We start from the raw sequence: 17,957 nt of genomic DNA, 5'->3' as shown, positions 1-17,957 counted from the left end.
TTCGATGCTGCCATTGCAGTTTAGGGCATTGGGTTCATCTCTGACATCTACAAAATGAAAAGGGCCGTTCCTAGCAGGAACAGCCCTTCGAGATCGTAGGAGGTGCGCCGGTTAGGCGTGCACCAATTCGGTTTTCGTATCTGCCGAGGGCTGCCTCAGCGGGTCTCCCTCCGAACTGTTCCGACACCTCTCTCCATAGCTTCTCTAGACAATGGGCACCTCCTTTCAAGCTGTTTCGCACCATCAGGTTGCCACAGCCTGTGGAGATGTCAAACAAAATCATGTGGTGCGCGGCACCAAATACCCCACGATGATGCGGAATGGCACAAGAGCAAGCAATGCAAGCGAGAGTTTGACCATCCAGTCCGCGACCCCAAGGCTAACCCAAAGAGGCACCACAGGACCTGCGCCAAGCAAAGGCAACATCTCACCTGCCCAGCTTACGTCGTTGCCAGGTTCGAGGAAGGTAAACGCACCGGAAAACGCCAAGGTAAAGAAAATCACGGTATCAACCGATGATCCCACCAAGGTTGACGCCAAAGGCGCACGCCACCATGCACCTTGGCGCAGGCGATCAAAAATCCCCACATCAAGAAGCTGTGCGGTTAGGAAGCCAAGCCCCGAGCCCAACGCGATGCGCAAGGTCACAGCAGGATAGGTGTAACCATCTCCCTGGAGCATAATCTGCGTTCCGATCAGGGAACAAATTACGCCCACAATGAAGCCGACAAAAACAACACGGCGCGCAGCAGACACGCCGTAAACGCGGTTCATCACATCCGTGACGAGAAACGCGAGAGGATAGGTAAAGGCACCCCAGGTCAGCCATTGGCCGAAAAGGAATTGCACAAGGATATTCGAGGCCACAACGATTGCAGCCATGGCAAGAATGCCAGGAAGGTGGATTTTTTTCATGTCATATAGCCCGTTTTGACAAGGTAGCGGCGACTTGGCCCCGCACCGTCGCGGGACGGGCGGTGTCTATAGAGGCTTGATCAACAAATCAAGGGGTTTTGGAGACGACGTATTCAACGATCTCCGTACGCTGGATAAACCTGAAATTGTCGTCCGATATCATCGTCAAACGGATCGCCCCCTCTTCGTCTTGCCAGACCGCCAATCCCTCGAGGTTGTCGTGCTCTCCGGTGATCGTCCGCAAAAGCTCGACCTCGCGCGAAAACCGCCCATTTTCATAGCCGAAGCGCCGGACGCGAGACCGAAACCCCAAACCGTTGAAACCGCGCTCCAAAAGATAGAACCGCCCGTCCGGACCAAAATCCGCGCCAACCGGTTTAAACCCTTCACTGCGCGGGATCGAAAATGGAACGTCCCATTTTCCATTGCGAAACACCAAAACTTGCGCCTGATTTTCTGCTCCTATCGGCTCTTCCGACAATGCAAACAGGATACCCCTTTCGTCTATCGCCAACGCTTCAAGCGACCCGTTCAAACGGAAATTCTCAAAGAAAACGCTTTTAGGAAGGATATGCGCCCTTTGCCCAAGCGCAGCATAGGACTCGACACGATGACGGCCTTCGAACGACACAAAATAGGGCCCGCCGTCGAGATGGGCCAAACCTTCAGAGTCCTTAAGCTTTGAAGATGGCGCATTACCCTGACTGTCAAGCAGCCGCTTGTGGTTTTGCAAAACGACGCCAACGATTTCGCCGTCTTCCCGACGAAACGTCCCTTTTGCAAAATGGCTGCGATCTGAAAGCGCGATGAATTCCGTGCCATCTTCCGAGATTTCCAACCCCGAAAAACCGCCAAACCAGCCTTGCGCTTCTTGCCATTTGGTCACGGAAACAAGCTGCGCGCGGCCTTGGAGCCCCGCGCGCACTGTTTGCCAACCAACCCCGACACTCAGGGCAGCGATTAAGGCGATTGCAAAACGTTTACGCATTGGCCGGGCAAATCCGCCATTTGAAGTTCTCTACGGGGTTTAGGCTTTGGCGCATTCGGATCGGGTGGCGGCGGGAACAAAATGTTTTGCACCCATTGTTCGGCGTCCTTGCACCCGTCCCCTGCAGGTGGCGGGCTTTGGTCGACACAGCCTTTAGCGCCTTTGGGACAGTTCAGACGAACGTGGAAATGATAGTGGTGCCCCCACCATGGGCGGATCTTGCGAAGCCATGCTCGATCCCCCTTTTCATCGTTGCACATTTGGACCTTTGCTCCGGGGAAGACAAAGATACGCGCAACACGCGGGTCTTTCGCGGCTGCCTTCAGAATTTCATGATGCGCAGGTGTCCAGCTGCTATTGACGTAGGCGCCGTTGGAGCGCCGCATGGAAATAGAAGAAATGCTTTCCCGTTCCGAAACGCTGAGGTTCAAGCGATCCGTCGGACGCATCCAGATATCGATATCCATACCAATCTGGTGGCTGCGGTGTCCGGACAACATCGGGCCACCGCGCGGCTGGCTGATATCGCCGATATAAAGACCGTTCCAACCCGGTTGCTTTGCCGCTTTGGCAGACAGGTCCCGGATATAATCGATCGTTTCAGGGTATCCCCAATTCCGGTTCCGGGACAAACGCATGGCCTGCCAAGTCGGGCCGGTTTCAGGCAATTGAACGGCACCGGCAACACATCCTTTTGAATACCCTCCAAAGGGTTCGGCGGATTGACCCGATCCACCCTTTTTTGCGCCGAACAGCTGGCGCGCCTCGACCCCCTGCATCGACGCAGGGATTTGTTGCTTGGTCGAGACGGTCACAGTCTCTGTTGTCTTGGTCTGGCAGGCAGAGACCGCCAGCACAGCAAGTACTAGGAGGAAGCGTCGGCCCATGTTTCTTTGTCTCCCTTAGCGTTGACCCAGCGTAGCAGGATCAGACCCAACAGGAAAAGAAGGATAACCGGCGATACGCCAAGTCTTGCCGATCCTGTCAGTGTTGTCGCGATACCGATGAGAATTGGGGCGATAAACGCGGTTGCGCGTCCCGAAAGACCATAAAGGCCAAAGCTTTCGGTTGGCGTGGCGGGGTCTGTATGACGCACCATCAATGTCCGGCTTGCCGCTTGCAGGATGCCCCCCATGCCACCGAACAACGCTCCGCTGATCATCATAATGATGTCAGGCAGGTTTGATCCTTCGGCCAAAGGCATCCCAAACAGAGACTCGCGCGACATGTTGATGATCACGAACGCCACCCCGATCAACACCCAAATTGCGCCGATAATGACGGGTTTGGGCCCATACCGTTTGTCCAGCTTTCCGCCAATCCAGCTAAAGAAAACAGAACTTGCAGCGCCGATTATGCCAAAGATACCGATCTGTGGAACCGTCCAATCCAGCACAAGGTGTGCATAAATCCCGCCAAAAGCATAAAGCCCATTCAACGCATCCCGATACAACATCGAGGAAATCAGGAAATACAGAAGGCTGCTTCGGTCCTTGAGTTTCACAATTGTATGTTTGAGCGTTTGAAGCGCTTCCGAGACTGTGCCCCGCGCCTTTTCCACCAAAGGTTCGTGAACCCACCGGAAATACGGAATGATGAACACCGCATACCAAAGCGCCGTAATCGGGCCTGTGGCGCGGGTGCCTTCCATTTGCTCACCGTCAAGCAGGCCAAACGCTGGCGGCAAACCAATGATTGTTTTACCGCCACCCATTTCTGCAAAGAATACAAGAACAATAATCAGCGACAAAAGCCCGCCAAAATACCCAAACGCAAAACCGGATCCGGAAATCTCGCCAACTTCTTCTTCGGTTCCAAGTTCGGGAAGCTGCGAATTAATGAAGATCAACGCGTATTCCGCGCCGATGAAACCCAGCGAAAAGGACAGCAGCATCCAATACAGATTGGACCCGTCCAAAGCGATGAACCAAAGCATAAAGGCGCCGACCACGTACATATGGAAAAGCCCATAATCCAAGGCCGTCTTCGTCCTCTGGTATCCGCCAAAGCGCCCATGATAGGGGCGCCAATCCCGATGATCAGACCAGCGGCCCCCATGTTCCATGCCCAAAGGGTTTGAGCACTTGCTTTGGCAGACTCTTTGTCCAGCCCCGTGCTCAGGAAATAGTCTGTCGCGACCACCGCAAAGAACGGCCCGAAGATAAATGTCACCAAAAGAGTGTGGTACGGCTGGCTGGCCCAATCAAAGAACCACCACCCCCAAATGCGTTTGCGCTTTGAAATTTCGGCCATCCTGCCCCCCGATGCGTTTTAACCACTTAGACAGGAAGGGCTGAATCGGGCAAGTTAATCCTGCATTGGCGGCCAGGGGCGCAGGGCCTCGGCGGCGATCCATGCCTTGGCAAATTCGGGTATTTCGGGGCTGGTTGCCTCAACTCCCATGGCCTCTGCAATACGCGCGGGGGGCACAATGCCGTTTCGATCCGTGAGGGCCGCGCGATACAGGGCGTGATTGGCACATTCGCCATCTCTTTTCCAACTGGACTGTTCCAAATAGATAAATTTGTCATCCCAGCAAATGGCGCGGCTGTGGATTTCGAACCTTTCAAACGTCCGAATGCGACGACGATACCGCACGGTCACGCCCGCCATTGTCATGCTCCAACGCTCGCGGCGCATGACTTTGATCAATCCGATGCGCATCGCCAACGGAATCCGCCCAAGATCGAGTAACGTCAAAGTACGCCCGTTGTTAAGCTCCATCCAGATGTCGATATCCCACGGCCAGCAAATGTGCTGCGACACATGTGTCCCTGTTAACGGCAGAGGATCTGCGTTTCGGTTTTTGACCATTTCCTTGAGCATCCGAACGACGGGATACATGGGCGTGCCTCCATTTTTCGGGCTTCTTCTCTGCCCGCTTTACCAGAACGTCAACCGTAACCACGCAGCGGTCTTGCTCTTTGTTGATGCGATGCTTAACTGTCTGGCAGAAACGACGGAGACACAGGCTCATGATGGCAATTTACGGACCGCTGCGGCTCATTCTGGATATCGCATTCTTTATCATGCTGATTCACATCATCATGAGCTGGCTGATCAGCTTTCAGGTCTTGAACCTCGGTCAACAATTCGTGGCGCAAATCTGGTACGGTCTGAACCGTCTGCTGGAACCGATTTACACCCCGATCCGCAATTTCCTGCCGGACACCCGTCCGCTTGATCTTGCTCCGCTGGTTGCATTCGTCATTATCATCAGCCTGCGCGACTACATTCTTCCGACATTGCTGTTCTAGCGCCCTTCGGGGCTTGTTCACCGAATCCGGTTATGGGAAAGTCTGCGCCAACGAGCAGATCAACCAATAATAACGGAATTCTTCATGTGCGCCGCTGCCACGTACCTGCGTGACGTCTTTGGGTTCGACTCTTTCCGCCCCGGGCAGGAAGAGATCGTAGATGCCGTGGTGCACGGGGAAAACGTTCTTGCGATCATGCCCACCGGTGGGGGCAAATCCTTGTGTTTCCAGCTGCCTGCGTTGGCACGCGAAGGCGTAACCGTCGTTATTTCCCCTCTGATTGCACTGATGCGCGATCAGGTCCGCGCCCTGCGCGAGGCCGGCGTCGAGGCCGGTGCACTGACCTCGGGCAATACTGATGAGGAAACCGCCGCGGTTTGGGATGCACTTGATGAAGGTCGCCTCAAACTTCTCTACATGGCGCCTGAACGACTTGGTTCTGGCGCGGCTCTCGGCATGCTGCGCCGGATCGGTGTTAGCCTGATTGCCGTCGATGAAGCCCACTGTGTGAGCCAATGGGGACATGACTTTCGGCCGGATTACCTTCGTATCGGAGATTTGAGACGCGCGTTGAACGTCCCGCTGGCCGCCTTCACCGCAACCGCAGACGCCGAAACGCGCGACGAGATCGTTCAGCGACTGTTCGATGGGGAAGCCCCAAGCACATTCTTGCGTGGCTTTGATCGTCCCAACATCCACCTTGCCTTTGCGGCCAAGGACGGCCCGCGTCGACAGATTCTGGATTTTGCAGCCGCACGCAAAGGGCAATCCGGCATCGTTTATTGCGGCACCCGTGCAAAAACAGAAAGCCTTGCCGCTGCCCTGCGAGACGCGGGTCATCTTTCGATGCACTATCACGGTGGGATGGATCCTGCGGACCGCCGCAATGCCGAAACGCGGTTTCAACGCGAAGACGGGATGATTGTTGTTGCCACGGTTGCCTTTGGCATGGGGATCGACAAACCGGATATCCGATGGGTTGCGCACGCCGATCTGCCAAAATCCATCGAGGCCTATTATCAAGAGATTGGGCGCGCCGGACGGGATGGCGCCCCTGCCGAAACCCTGACGTTGTTCGGGCCAGACGACATCCGTTTGCGGCGATCACAGATCGACGAAGGCCTCGCCCCGCCCGAACGCCGCGTGGCAGATCACGCACGCCTCAATGCCCTCTTGGGGCTTGCAGAAGCCCTGAAATGCCGTCGACAGTCTTTGCTGAACTATTTTGGCGAGACAGAGATCTCTTGTGGCAATTGCGATTTGTGTGATCGGCCCGCTGAGATCTTTGACGGCACGATCGCCGTTCGCAAAGCCCTGTCTGCTGCTCTGCGCACTGGCGAATGGTTCGGATCAGGACATCTGATTGATGTGCTGCTGGGCAACGAAACGGAAAAAGTGAAAGAGCGCGGACATACCAGCCTGCCGACCTTTGGTGTCGGTCGTGAATACAACAAACGCCAATGGCAGGTCATTTTCCGTCAGATGATGGGGCGCGATCTTTTGCGGCCAGACCCGGAACGCCACGGCGGCCTGCGCATGACCGACGACGCGCTCCCTCTGCTCAAGGGCGAAGCTTCCATAGATCTGAGACAGGACACGATCAGCAAGGCAGATCGGCGCCCTGCTGCAAAAGCACTTGTCAGCGAAGAAGATGCGCCTCTTCTGAGCGCGCTCAAGGCCAAGCGCCGCGCGCTTGCAGAAGCTGCAAAAGTACCTGCTTATATCATTTTCAATGATCGAACGCTGATCGAAATGGCGGAAAAACGCCCCTGTTCTCTGGACGACATGGCCGGAGTTGCCGGAATCGGTGCCAAAAAGCTGGCAAGTTATGGTGAGGAATTTCTAAACGTCATCAATTCCGAAGCAGAGCAGATGCATCCCACACGGCGAAAGCTTGCAGGGCGGAATGCCGGTTCCCTTTATGACGAACTGCTTGCTGTTCAGGCCAATCTGGCGCGCGGTCCGGCTGGCATCGATAAACCGCTCAGCTGCTCCGCCTCTCTTTTGGCGAAGGTCGCAAATATGCGCCCACAGGACAAAGACGCCCTCAATAGATTGCTGGGTGACAAGCGCGCCGAACGTTTCGCAGATGCCTTTCTGGACGTCCTGCGAGAGGCGGGCTAAGTCTAGGACAAACCGCAAAAGGACTGCCTCAATGCTCGTAGTTGTTTCCCCTGCCAAACGTTTGAACTGGGACCCTGTCGAAGGCCAGACGACGGCGCCTGATTTTCAGGACGAGGCGGTCAAACTTGTGAAAACAGCGCGGAATTTGACCCTGCGCGACCTTCAGTCCCTGATGGCGTTGAGTCCTGATCTTGCCAAGTTGAACCGGGATCGATTCAAAGCCTTCGAAACAGAGCCGGATGCCTTTGCGACGCGCCCCGCCGTGCATGCGTTTGCGGGGGATACCTATATCGGCCTTGAGGCCGCGACACTTGAACCCGATGAAATGATGTGGGCCCAAGATCATCTGAGAATCCTATCTGGTCTTTATGGCCTTTTGCGACCCCTTGATGCGATCCAGCCTTACCGTTTGGAAATGGGCAGCCGTCTGAAAACGCGCCGTGGCAAAAACCTTTATGAATTTTGGCGCGACTCGATTTCCAAGGCCCTGAACACACAGGCAGAAGAGGTGAGCACAGACGTGTTGGTGAATTGTGCCAGTCAGGAATACTTTGGTGCCGTTGATCCCAAAGCTCTAAAACTGCGCGTCATCACCCCTGTCTTTATGGAAGATAAAGGCGGAACCCCCAAAATTGTAAGCTTCTTTGCGAAAAAGGCGCGCGGTTCGATGGCGCGTTTTATCATCCACAACCGCCTGAATGATCCAGAATCCCTGAAAGACTTTGACCTTGGTGGCTATGCCTATCAACCCGATCTGTCCGAAGGGGATCGTATGGTGTTTGTGCGGGACTATCCGGACACCAAAGCGGGCTAGGTTCCGGTCGGGTGCAACTCTTTCCGGAATGGGGAAATCACATTCTCCGGAGTTAGGTCCGCGATCATCTCGAACACCTCGGCCTTGCTAATCGGCTTGGTCAAATAGTGATCCAGCCCCGCAGCAAGAATCCCGGCCTCATCTCCTTCTATGGCATGCGCCGTCAGGGCGACGATCGGCACATGGCTTGCCTCTGCTTCAAGCGCACGAATGCGCCCGGTAGCCTCTTTTCCATCCATGACGGGCATGGAAATATCCATAAAGATCATGTCCGGCTGCATGTCCTGAAAGGCCTCAAGGGCTTCTTCGCCATTACCGGCAAACCGCAGGTCAATGTCGAGCGGCATCAGCATTTTTTGCAACAATAGCCTGTTTGTCTTGTTGTCCTCTGCCGCGAGAATTTTCATTTTCCGCGAACCACCCGTCGACACTGATGCTTGGGCGATCATTGGAGTTGCGACCTCTTCACCTGTCGCCTCAGCCACTTTGCGAAACAGCTCTCGGCGCGAAGTCGGTTTTTTGATCACACCTTCAAATGGTCTGTCCGCACCGGTCACCTCAACCAAGTCGGGGTTAGTGCTCAGGATCAGACACGGAACGGTTACCCCTGCTTCTCGTAACGCTGCAGCAAACTCTTGTCCGTTCATAGGCGGCAAACCATGGTCGGAAATGATCAGATCCGCGTCCCACGCCAGTTCCATCGCTTTTTTGGCATCGCTGCAAAGGGTAACCGTCGCGCCCATTTGCTCCATCTGTTTTTGCAGCAGGGTTCGGTTGACCTGCTGTTTGTCCGCGACCAGCACCTTCTGGACATGTTCGGGTAACGAGGGCGGGTTGATGCTTAGGTCTTCGTCTACTGGCAAGTCGAGTTTGAAACCAAAGCTTGACCCTTCGCTTTCCCGCGAATCCACCCAAACCTCGCCTTCCATCAATTTGAGCAATCTTTCGGTGATCGCCAGCCCCAATCCTGTGCCCTCAAACTTGCGATTACGTTCGGCGTCTGCCTGATTGAACTCTCCGAATATGTGATTGACCAATTCTTCTGGGATACCAATTCCGGTATCTTCCACCGTCACATGCACCTCGCAGGTTCCTGTGACGTCACGGGTTTCGCCCACCACGCGCACAAGAACATGCCCCTGATGGGTAAACTTGACCGCGTTCCCAATCAAATTGGTAAGAACCTGCCGGATTCGCCCTGGATCGCCAACGAACAACGTGGGCAGGAACAGGTCGTAATCGACAAGCAAATCGACAGATTTCTCGCGCGCGCTGGGTTGTAGCAATGTCAAAATATCATGAATGCACCGCTCAAGATCAAACGTCTCGGGGTAGAGCGTCAGCTTTTCCGCCTCGATTTTGGAATAGTCCAAAACGTCGTTGATAATCACCAACAGCGCTTCACCCGAATTTTTGATGGTTGAGACGAACAATTGCTGTTCTTCATTCATGGGGGTGTCCAGAAGCAAATCTGCCATCCCCACAACGCCATTCATGGGGGTGCGGATTTCATGGCTCATGTTGGCCAGAAACGCTGACTTGGCACGATTTGCGGCTTCTGCTTTTTCCTGCTCGGTTCGAAGCTTCGATTCGTAGCGAACGGTGTCAGTGATGTTATGCGCAAGGCTCACGATGTCGCCACCATGCCCACGCCGGTCCATCAACTTGATGTATTCCCCATTCCACAAACGACAGACAATCGGGGCGGGTTTCGGTTTTTGCCACCGGTCCATCATAGACGCCTTCCAGCTTTGGCCGGACACTTCCCCGATATGAAAAATCCCCTCTTCGATGATCAGATCAAGGATTCGGGCATATGTAATCCCCGGCGTCACCTCTTCCAGCCCATCAAAAATAGCGAGGTAGGACGGATTGGCCGCGATCATGCGCCCGTCAGCATCAAAGAAGGCGAAACCATCCTGAATGGCTTCGATCGAGTGCCACAGCCGCCGCTCAGCGATCTCGGTTTTATAATTCGCGACTTGGAGGTCGGATTTTACCCGCAGGTTTTCATCCCTGACATTTTCAACCTCGGCACGGGTTTCGACAATTTCGTTAGAGAGCTTTTCCGCATGTCGGCCCAATTTGCGATTGGCTTCGAACAATTCGGCCTGCTTCAATTCAAGCAGACGCTCTGCGGCCAAGCGTGCACGGCGTTCTTCGGACAATTGTCGTGCGAGAGTCATGGTCTCTCCCTGATTGGAAACATCTTTGCAGCACGATCCATGCGGCAAATGAAAATCCGCTTAATTTCCAAAATTCAGTGAATCGTTGCCTTGGCGACAATCCACATGGCACGATACCGCCATAGCTGAATGGAGAAAAAAATGCGCTGGATTATGGCTTTGGTGTCGGCAGTGTTTCTTGCCCAAATCGTTTTGGCAGAAGAAAGCCATGTTCCAGAGCGCCGCGCAGTCATGAGTCAGGGCATAGATTTTTACGGCTCTGATCTTACCAATATTTTTGACACGACGTTTACCGCCTGTCGCTCGGCCTGTTTGAACGACAAAGACTGCAAAGCCTTTACGTTCAATAGCCGCTCAAACTCATGTTTCCCCAAAAGCGATATCAGTGAAAAACAACCCTATGATGGCGCAATATCAGGTGAAATTTACACTGCTGACCCTCGAGTATTGGCGGCAGCTGCCAGCCGCGCCTCGGAACTGGACTTTGTTTTCTCATACGAGCTTGCCAAAGCACGCGAGCAAGCGATCAAGATCGGGCGTCTGCATTCCGGCGGACCTTGGGCCGTTGAAGACATGCTTGATGCCGCGCGGGACCGGCGCGCAGAAGGCGATGTGTTGAACGCGATGCGCTGGACAGGTGGCGCCGTGGGGAAAACGGACAAAAGCGATCTGTGGCTGGAATATGCGCGTCTCAATCAAGAACTTAAAACTCTACAGAAAAACGAGCGCACCAAATACCACGAGCGCGCGCTTCTTGCGTCTATCAATGCCTATTTGCGCGCCCTTTCCGATCCGGCAAAGGTATCCTCACTTTTGGTGATATCCCAGCTGCTTGAAGATGACAGCAGAGGCCGCGCTTCTTTAGGTGCCTTGCGGTTGGCAGAGAGCATTCAGCCGCGTCAGGACGTACTGGCCGCATTGGACAAAGCGATTGCAAAATACGGGTTTCGAATTTCCGAACACAAAGTTGAAAGCGATTTGGCCAGTCCACGCATTTGCGCCGAATTCAATGAACCTTTGGTGAAAACCGGCATCGATTATGACACCTATGTGCGTCTTCCGGACCAACGCCTTGCAGTGGATGCAACCGGCAATACCATTTGTATCGGCGGCGTGGAACACGGTGGATATTACACCGTCACATTCCGCAAAGGTCTGCCTGCAGAGAGCGGAGAGGTATTGCTGCGCGATACTGAACTGACGATGTATGTTCGGGATCGCGCTCCCGCGCTAAAATTCCCCGGTCGGGCCTATGTTCTTCCGCGCAGCGCGGATGCGGGCCTTCCGATCGAAACCGTCAACACAGATCAAGTGGCGCTCAAACTTGATCGGGTGAATGACCGCAACATCCTGCGTTCCATTCAAGACAGCTATTTCGGAGAGCCGCTGTCTTATTGGCAAATTCGAAATTTCCGCCGCGAGGTTGCTGAAACCGTCTGGGAGGGGGACGCCCAAGTTGGAAACGATCTGAACGATGACGTCACAACAAGGCTGCCCATCGGAGATGTGATTTCAGGGATGCCACCCGGCGTCTATGCTTTGACTGCCGATCTTCCCGGTGCAGACCCCTACGATGAAACAAGCGCTACACAGTGGTTTGTCCTGTCAGATCTGGGCGTGACGACCCTTTCTGGTGTCGATGGTCTGCATGTGTTCGTGAGGGGCCTCGGGGATGCCGTCGCACGCGAAAACACGAAGATCACACTGTTGTCCCGCGCCAACGGCGTTTTGGGCACCGCGATGTCTGACGCGCAAGGTTACGCCAAATTCGACCCGGGTTTGACGCGTGGCACAGGTGCAACCGCCCCCGCACTGGTTACACTGGAACACGGGGATGACTTCTCGTTTTTATCTCTCACCGATGCTGCATTTGATTTGTCGGACCGGGGCGTCGAAGGCCGCCCTCCTGCGCCGCCGGTTGATGTCTTCCTGACGACAGATCGCGGGGCATATCGGGCTGGAGAAACCATTTTCGCCACCGCATTGACGCGCGGCGATGCCGCCGAAGCATTGGAAGGCTTGCCGCTGACCGCGATCCTCAGCCGTCCAGACGGTGTTGAATACAGTCGCAGCCTGTCAAACGCGGATGCGATGGGTGGGCACGTTTTCCAGATGCCTGTTGGTCAAACGGTCCCACGCGGCGCGTGGAGGCTTACACTCAAATCAGATATGGATGCGCCCGCACTCGCCAGCCAAAAAGTGCTTGTTGAAGACTTCTTGCCAGAGCGGATCGATTTCGATTTGTCCTTGGGAAAAGACCCTATTCCAGCGGAAACGGGCATTACGTCCATGACCGTGCAGGCACGATACCTTTTCGGGGCACAGGGGGCCGGGCTGGATGTTGAGGGCCAATTGACCCTGCGCGCCCGCGCCGAGGTTGAGGGTTACCAGGGGTATGTGTTCGGCCGTTACGATGATCGGCTTTCCCCACAGACCGAGTTTTTTGGAGGCGAAAAGACCAATTCCGATGGCGAGGCTGTGATTGATATCGGCCTGCCCGAGATACAGCAAAAAGGCCGCCCCCTGCAGGCGGACGTCATCACGCGCGTCCTCGAGGGGTCGGGGCGACCCGTTGAACGCCGCTTGTCTCATCCTGTCGAATCTCTTGGGGCGATGATCGGGATCAAACCGATGTTCGACGGGGTTGTTCAAGAAGGCACAAATGCGGGCTTTCAACTGGTCGGGCTTTCACCTGATCTGAAACCCGAGCCGATGAAGGTACGCTGGTCTTTGAACCGTGTTGAAACGACGTACCAATGGTACAATCTCTATGGAAACTGGAAGTGGGAACCCACAACCCATCGCACCCGCGTTGCCAGCGGTGAGGCAAATCTGGACGGAACCCCACAAACCATCCAAGCCCCCGTCGCATGGGGTCAATACGAAATAATCGTCGAGCGCCTTGATGGTGAATACATCAGCAGCTCAACAGATTTTTATGCTGGTTGGTATGCGCCTGGGGACGCCACAAACACGCCTGACACACTCGACGTTTCACTGGACAAGCCAAGCTATGCAAGCGGCGAAACCGCAAACTTGCGGCTGGTGCCACGGTTCGCCGGAACAGCGCTGGTTTCCGTCATGTCGAACCGTCTGATTGCGATGAAGGCCGTCGAAGTTCAGGAAGGTGAAAATCTGGTGCCACTGGATGTCACTGATGAATGGGGTGCAGGCGCCTATGTGACCGTTTCGGTCGTGCGTCCGTCTGACATTCCTGCGGGCAAAAATCCGGCCCGCGCCTTGGGGCTGAGCTATGCAAAGGTCGCACCGGGCGCAAAGCAGCTGTCGGTGTCCTTGGACGCGCCCCAAAAAATGGCGCCAAACTCCCCCCTGAATGTCGGGGTCAATGTGACCGGCATCGCGGAAGGTGACACTGCGTTTGTGACTTTGGCTGCCGTAGATGTGGGCATTCTGAACCTCACCGGTTTCCAAAGCCCCAATCCTTCCGAGCATTACTTTGGGCAACGACGGCTGGGAATGGAAATCCGCGACATCTACGGGCGTCTGATTGACGGGTTGAACGGCAACATGGGCGCCATTCGGTCCGGTGGTGACGCAGGCGGAGGCTCTCAGTTCCAATCCCCACCGCCAACAGAAGAATTAGTCTCATATTTTCAGGGACCGGTGCGTGTTGACGCCAATGGAATCGCTCAGGTCACTTTCGATCTGCCCGAATTCAACGGCACGGTGCGTTTGATGGCTGTCGCCTGGAGTGACACCGCCGTTGGGCAGGCTGAAAAGGATGTGCTTGTCCGAAACCCCGTCGTTGTCACCGCAAGCCTGCCAAGGTTCCTCGCCCCCGGAGATACAAGCCGCCTGCTTCTTGAAATCACACATGCCGAAGGACCGGCGGGGCGCATGGGACTGGATGTCAGTGCATCCGGTGTTGCGCTTGAGGCAAGCTCGGTTCCATCGGGTATTACCTTACAGGCCAACGGCAGCACGCGTGTTTCAGTACCGGTTGTGGCCAATGATACCGGCGATCACACAATTCGCGTGGCGGTCACCACTCCGGATGGCAAACAATTGGTCAAAACACTGTTGTTGCCGGTTCGTGCGAATGATCCCGCGATAAGCATCACACAACGCTTGACCCTAGCGGCCGGAGACACCTTCACGCTGGATGACAACCTGTTCGCAGATTTGCGTCGCGGCACGGGGCAGGCTGTTATTTCGTCCGGTGCCTTGGCAAAATTTGATGCCCCCGGCCTGCTTCAAACACTGGATCGGTATCCTTATGGATGTACGGAACAAGTGACTTCAAAAGCCCTTCCATTGCTCTATTTCGAGACTGTTTCGGCGGCATTGGACCAAGACCAGCATGACAAGGTCCAAGAACGCGTCAACGAAGCTGTTTCGGTTATTCTGAGCCGTCAGTCCAGCAATGGTGCTTTTGGATTATGGTATCCCGACGACGGTGATTTCTGGCTTGATGCTTATGTCAGCGATTTCCTGTCCCGTGCAAAATCCAAGGGATATGAAATTCCGCATTTGGCCTTCCGCTCGAGTGTGGACAACCTGCGCAATCATGTGAACTATGCGCCGGACTTTGACACAGGCGGCGAAGATATTGCTTATGCGTTGATGGTTCTCGCACGAGAGGGCGCAGCGAATATCGGTGATTTGCGATACTATGCTGACGTCAAGGCAGATGCCTTTGCGACCCCGCTGGCCGCCGCACAATTGGGGGCTGCCCTCGCGTTTTACGGCGATCAGACCCGTGCAGATTTCATGTTCCGCAAAGCTGCGGACAAAATTGCAAATCGCCAGACAGATACCGCAAGCCCGCTCTGGCGCGCTGACTATGGCACCAATCTGCGTGATGCAGCTGGCGTGTTAACACTGGCGGTAGAAGCGGGCAGCCAGACGATTGATCGCGATGATCTCAGTCACCAGATCACCCGAACGAACCGGACTCTTTCGACCCAAGAATCCGTCTGGTCCTTGATGGCCGCGCATGCCTTGATCACGGATACGGGCACTTCGCATTTGAGTGTGAACGGGCAATCAACAGACGGCGCATTGGTCAAGGCTTATGAAGATGCGCTAACCAACGAACCTTTTCTCATTCGCAACGAAGGTGCCAAGGCGACGGATTTGACGCTCACCACAATCGGAGTGCCCAACTATCCCGTTGAAAAGGGCGGATATGGCTATTCGATAGAGCGGCTCTATTACACCACGTCTGGTGATCCAACCGATCCCCGGACGGTCAAGGTCGGAGACCGGATGGTCACGGTGTTGCGCGTAACACCCAATTCATCGGTCGGCGCTCGCCTTATGGTGAATGATCCTCTTCCAGCGGGTTTTGAAATTGATAACCCCAACCTTTTGGCAAGCGGCGACATACGCGAGATGGATTGGCTCAAGCTCGCTGAAACGCAGAATGCCGAATTCCGGTCTGATCGTTTCCTTGCTGCGGTTGACTGGCGATCCGATCAGTCTTTCGATCTGGCCTATATTGTCCGTGCGGTCTCTCCGGGAGAGTTCCACCAGCCGGCCGCAACCGTCGAAGATATGTATCGCCCCCAGTACCGCGCGCGTACGTCTGAAAACAGGGTTTCGGTGACCCAGTGAAACAACGCGTTTGGCCCCTTTTGTGTGTTGTGGTGCTGATGGCTTTTGCCGCGGCCCGCGATGCCTTTGACGACTGGGTTGACCAAACACAGCTTCCTGCGGTGCTAAGTGAAACGTCGGTCGAAGTTCTCGACCGAAATGGCCAGCTTTTGCGGGCTTATACCGTCGAAAACGGGATTTGGCGACTGGGCGTTACCGCTGACGAGGTGGATCCACTGTTTTTGGATATGCTAATCGCATACGAGGACAAACGCTTTTATGCGCATGCAGGTGTTGATCTTTTGGCGATAGCGCGGGCCACCCTTCAATCGGCGTGGCATGGCCATGTCGTGTCTGGCGGATCGACCCTAACAATGCAGGTTTCACGCCTTTTGGAGAACAGCGGCACGGGCCGTTGGAAAGGCAAGGTTCGTCAAATGCGGCTCGCTTGGGCGCTTGAAAGGCGTTTATCAAAGGACCGCATTCTGGCGCTCTACCTAACCCATGCGCCCTACGGCGGAAATCTGGAAGGGCTGCGGGCCGCAACGTTGTCCTGGTATGGAAAAGAACCAACACGACTGACACCTGCACAAGCCGCATTCCTGATTGCCCTTCCCCAAAGCCCGGAAAGACGCCGTCCTGACCGGCATTTACGAGCAGCGCAAGATGCGCGGGATCGGGTTCTGACAAGGTTGGAGACCTCGAAAACCCTTACAGTTGAAACTGCGCTCGCAGCAAAAACAGAGACTATTCCAGCAGGAAAGCGCCCCTTTCCGAAACTGGCCGCACATTTGTCAGATCGCGCGTTGGCCGATACACCCGAAAAAATGCGGCACAATGTGACTCTGGAAAAAGGGTTGCAGGTTTCGCTGGAACGGCTCGCCTCCAATACGCTGACCGGCAAACAAGAGCGGCTGTCGATTGCGATGCTGGTTGCGGATCACCAGACCGGAGAGGTCCTCGCCTCGGTTGGATCGGGCGGCTATTCAAACCATGACCACCGAGAAGGATTTGTCGACATGACCCAAGCCGTTCGGTCGCCGGGGTCCACGCTCAAGCCGCTGGTTTACGCACTTGGCATTGATCAGGGTCTAATACACCCTGAAACCATCATTGATGACCGTCCCGTTCGGTTTGGATCTTATGCGCCGCAGAACTTTGATGGACAGTTTCGCGGCGAACTTCGGGTTGCCGACGCGCTTCAGCAATCGCTCAATATCCCGGTGGTCCTGCTCGCCGATCAAATTGGCCCTGCGCGCATCATGTCCGCAATGCAGAAAACGGGCGCGGCACCAAGACTTCCTTCCGGCAAGGCGGGGCTTGCAATGGTTCTTGGCGGCGTTGGTGTGACGCTAGAGGAATTGGCCCAGATTTACGCAATGCAGGCACGAGGAGGCATGGCAATCGATTTGACGTGGCAAGCCGACGTAGAACAGAAAACCGGCACACGTGTTCTAAGCCGCGCGGCATCCTGGCAGGTGGGTCACATTCTGTCTGGCATTTCCCTGCCTTCGGGCATGTCGCAGCGTGGTCTGGCCTTTAAAACCGGAACAAGTTACGGGCACCGCGATGCTTGGGCCGTTGGCTATGATGGTCAACACGTTATCGCAGTGTGGATCGGACGCCCCGACGGCACCCCTGTTCCAGGGGCCTTTGGTGGAGATCTTGCAGCGCCCGTTCTGTTTGAGGCGTTCCAGTACCTTAAACCAAAACTCGACCCGTTTGGTCCGCCGCCACCCGAAACTCTTTTGGTGAATGCCGCTGCGCTTCCCTTGCCGCTTCAACGGTTTCGCGGGCGGAATGCCGTGTTTGAAGCCGCCGCTGACGCCCCAAAGCTTGCCTTCCCACCTGATGGTGCCCGGTTGCTGGCAACGACGAAGGGGCTGACGATCAAAGTGAAAAACGGTGAATTGCCCTATTCGGTGTTAACCAACGGTCACTTGGCCGCGACGCAGGTACACCAACGCGAAATGACGCTCTCCGAGATAGGAAAAGGGGCGTCGACAGTCACCATCGTTGACGCGCAGGGGCGCTCTGATCGTGTCAGTGTTTGGCTGGACTAGGGGCTAATGGATAACGAAAAATGGCCCGGAACATTGTCCGGGCCATCCTAAATA

The 17,957-nt window shown here is 55.2% G+C and carries 10 protein-coding genes and 1 pseudogene; 5 read left to right on the top strand and 6 right to left on the bottom strand.

Features of this window, described 5'->3' with window-relative positions; all coding sequences use genetic code 11:
• Positions 1–279 precede the first annotated feature (279 nt).
• The 5 genes and pseudogenes from PH7735_RS18595 to PH7735_RS18575 all read right to left on the bottom strand — a co-directional run bounded on the left by PH7735_RS18595 (position 280) and on the right by PH7735_RS18575 (position 4,747).
• A complete protein-coding gene (locus PH7735_RS18595; RefSeq protein ID WP_058312932.1) occupies positions 280–915 on the bottom strand; it encodes a queuosine precursor transporter in 636 nt (211 codons plus the stop codon).
• A gap of 88 nt (positions 916–1,003) precedes the next feature.
• Positions 1,004–1,903 carry an esterase-like activity of phytase family protein gene (locus PH7735_RS18590; protein ID WP_082645320.1) on the bottom strand — a complete coding sequence of 300 codons (900 nt, stop codon included), beginning with the start codon at positions 1,901–1,903 and terminating at the stop codon, positions 1,004–1,006.
• On the bottom strand, positions 1,876–2,682 hold the full coding sequence (mepA, locus tag PH7735_RS18585) for a penicillin-insensitive murein endopeptidase (RefSeq protein ID WP_233488359.1): 807 nt from the start codon (positions 2,680–2,682) through the stop codon (positions 1,876–1,878). Before mepA ends, PH7735_RS18590 begins: the two co-directional genes overlap by 28 nt.
• 86 nt (positions 2,683–2,768) lie before the next feature.
• Positions 2,769–4,156: pseudogene (locus tag PH7735_RS18580) on the bottom strand (MFS transporter).
• A gap of 54 nt (positions 4,157–4,210) precedes the next feature.
• The gene (locus tag PH7735_RS18575) at positions 4,211–4,747 is read right to left on the bottom strand and encodes an acyl-CoA thioesterase (protein ID WP_058312929.1); all 537 of its coding nucleotides are present in this window, start codon (positions 4,745–4,747) and stop codon (positions 4,211–4,213) included.
• A 131-nt stretch (positions 4,748–4,878) separates the two neighbouring features.
• Between PH7735_RS18575 and PH7735_RS18570 the strand changes: the two genes are divergently transcribed.
• The 3 genes from PH7735_RS18570 (at position 4,879) to yaaA (ending at position 8,098) form a co-directional block, all read left to right on the top strand.
• Entirely contained in the window at positions 4,879–5,160 is a 282-nt protein-coding gene (locus PH7735_RS18570; RefSeq protein WP_058312928.1) for a YggT family protein, read from the top strand.
• A gap of 84 nt (positions 5,161–5,244) precedes the next feature.
• A complete protein-coding gene (gene recQ / locus PH7735_RS18565; RefSeq protein ID WP_058312927.1) occupies positions 5,245–7,284 on the top strand; it encodes a DNA helicase RecQ in 2,040 nt (679 codons plus the stop codon).
• Positions 7,285–7,315: 31 nt separating this feature from the next.
• Positions 7,316–8,098, top strand: a complete 783-nt coding sequence (gene yaaA, locus PH7735_RS18560) for a peroxide stress protein YaaA (protein ID WP_058312926.1) — start codon at positions 7,316–7,318, stop codon at positions 8,096–8,098.
• Here yaaA and PH7735_RS18555 read toward each other — a convergent pair.
• Positions 8,095–10,284: a response regulator gene (locus PH7735_RS18555; RefSeq protein ID WP_058312925.1), complete on the bottom strand. Its 2,190-nt coding sequence runs from the start codon at positions 10,282–10,284 to the stop codon at positions 8,095–8,097. The two genes, yaaA and PH7735_RS18555, sit on opposite strands and share 4 nt — an antisense overlap.
• Before the next feature lie 141 nt (positions 10,285–10,425).
• Here PH7735_RS18555 and PH7735_RS18550 point away from each other — a divergent pair, with 141 nt between their 5' ends.
• Both PH7735_RS18550 and pbpC read left to right on the top strand, forming a co-directional pair.
• Positions 10,426–15,861 carry an alpha-2-macroglobulin family protein gene (locus PH7735_RS18550; RefSeq protein WP_082645319.1) on the top strand — a complete coding sequence of 1,812 codons (5,436 nt, stop codon included), beginning with the start codon at positions 10,426–10,428 and terminating at the stop codon, positions 15,859–15,861.
• Positions 15,858–17,903, top strand: a complete 2,046-nt coding sequence (pbpC, locus tag PH7735_RS18545) for a penicillin-binding protein 1C (protein ID WP_306341234.1) — start codon at positions 15,858–15,860, stop codon at positions 17,901–17,903. Before PH7735_RS18550 ends, pbpC begins: the two co-directional genes overlap by 4 nt.
• Positions 17,904–17,957: the final 54 nt, after the last annotated feature.

Source organism: Shimia thalassica, from assembly GCF_001458215.1.
GTDB classification, from domain to species: Bacteria; Pseudomonadota; Alphaproteobacteria; order Rhodobacterales; family Rhodobacteraceae; genus Shimia; species Shimia thalassica.
The sequence above is the reverse complement of the archived record's forward strand: the minus strand, read 5'-3'. Positions and strand labels throughout refer to the sequence as shown.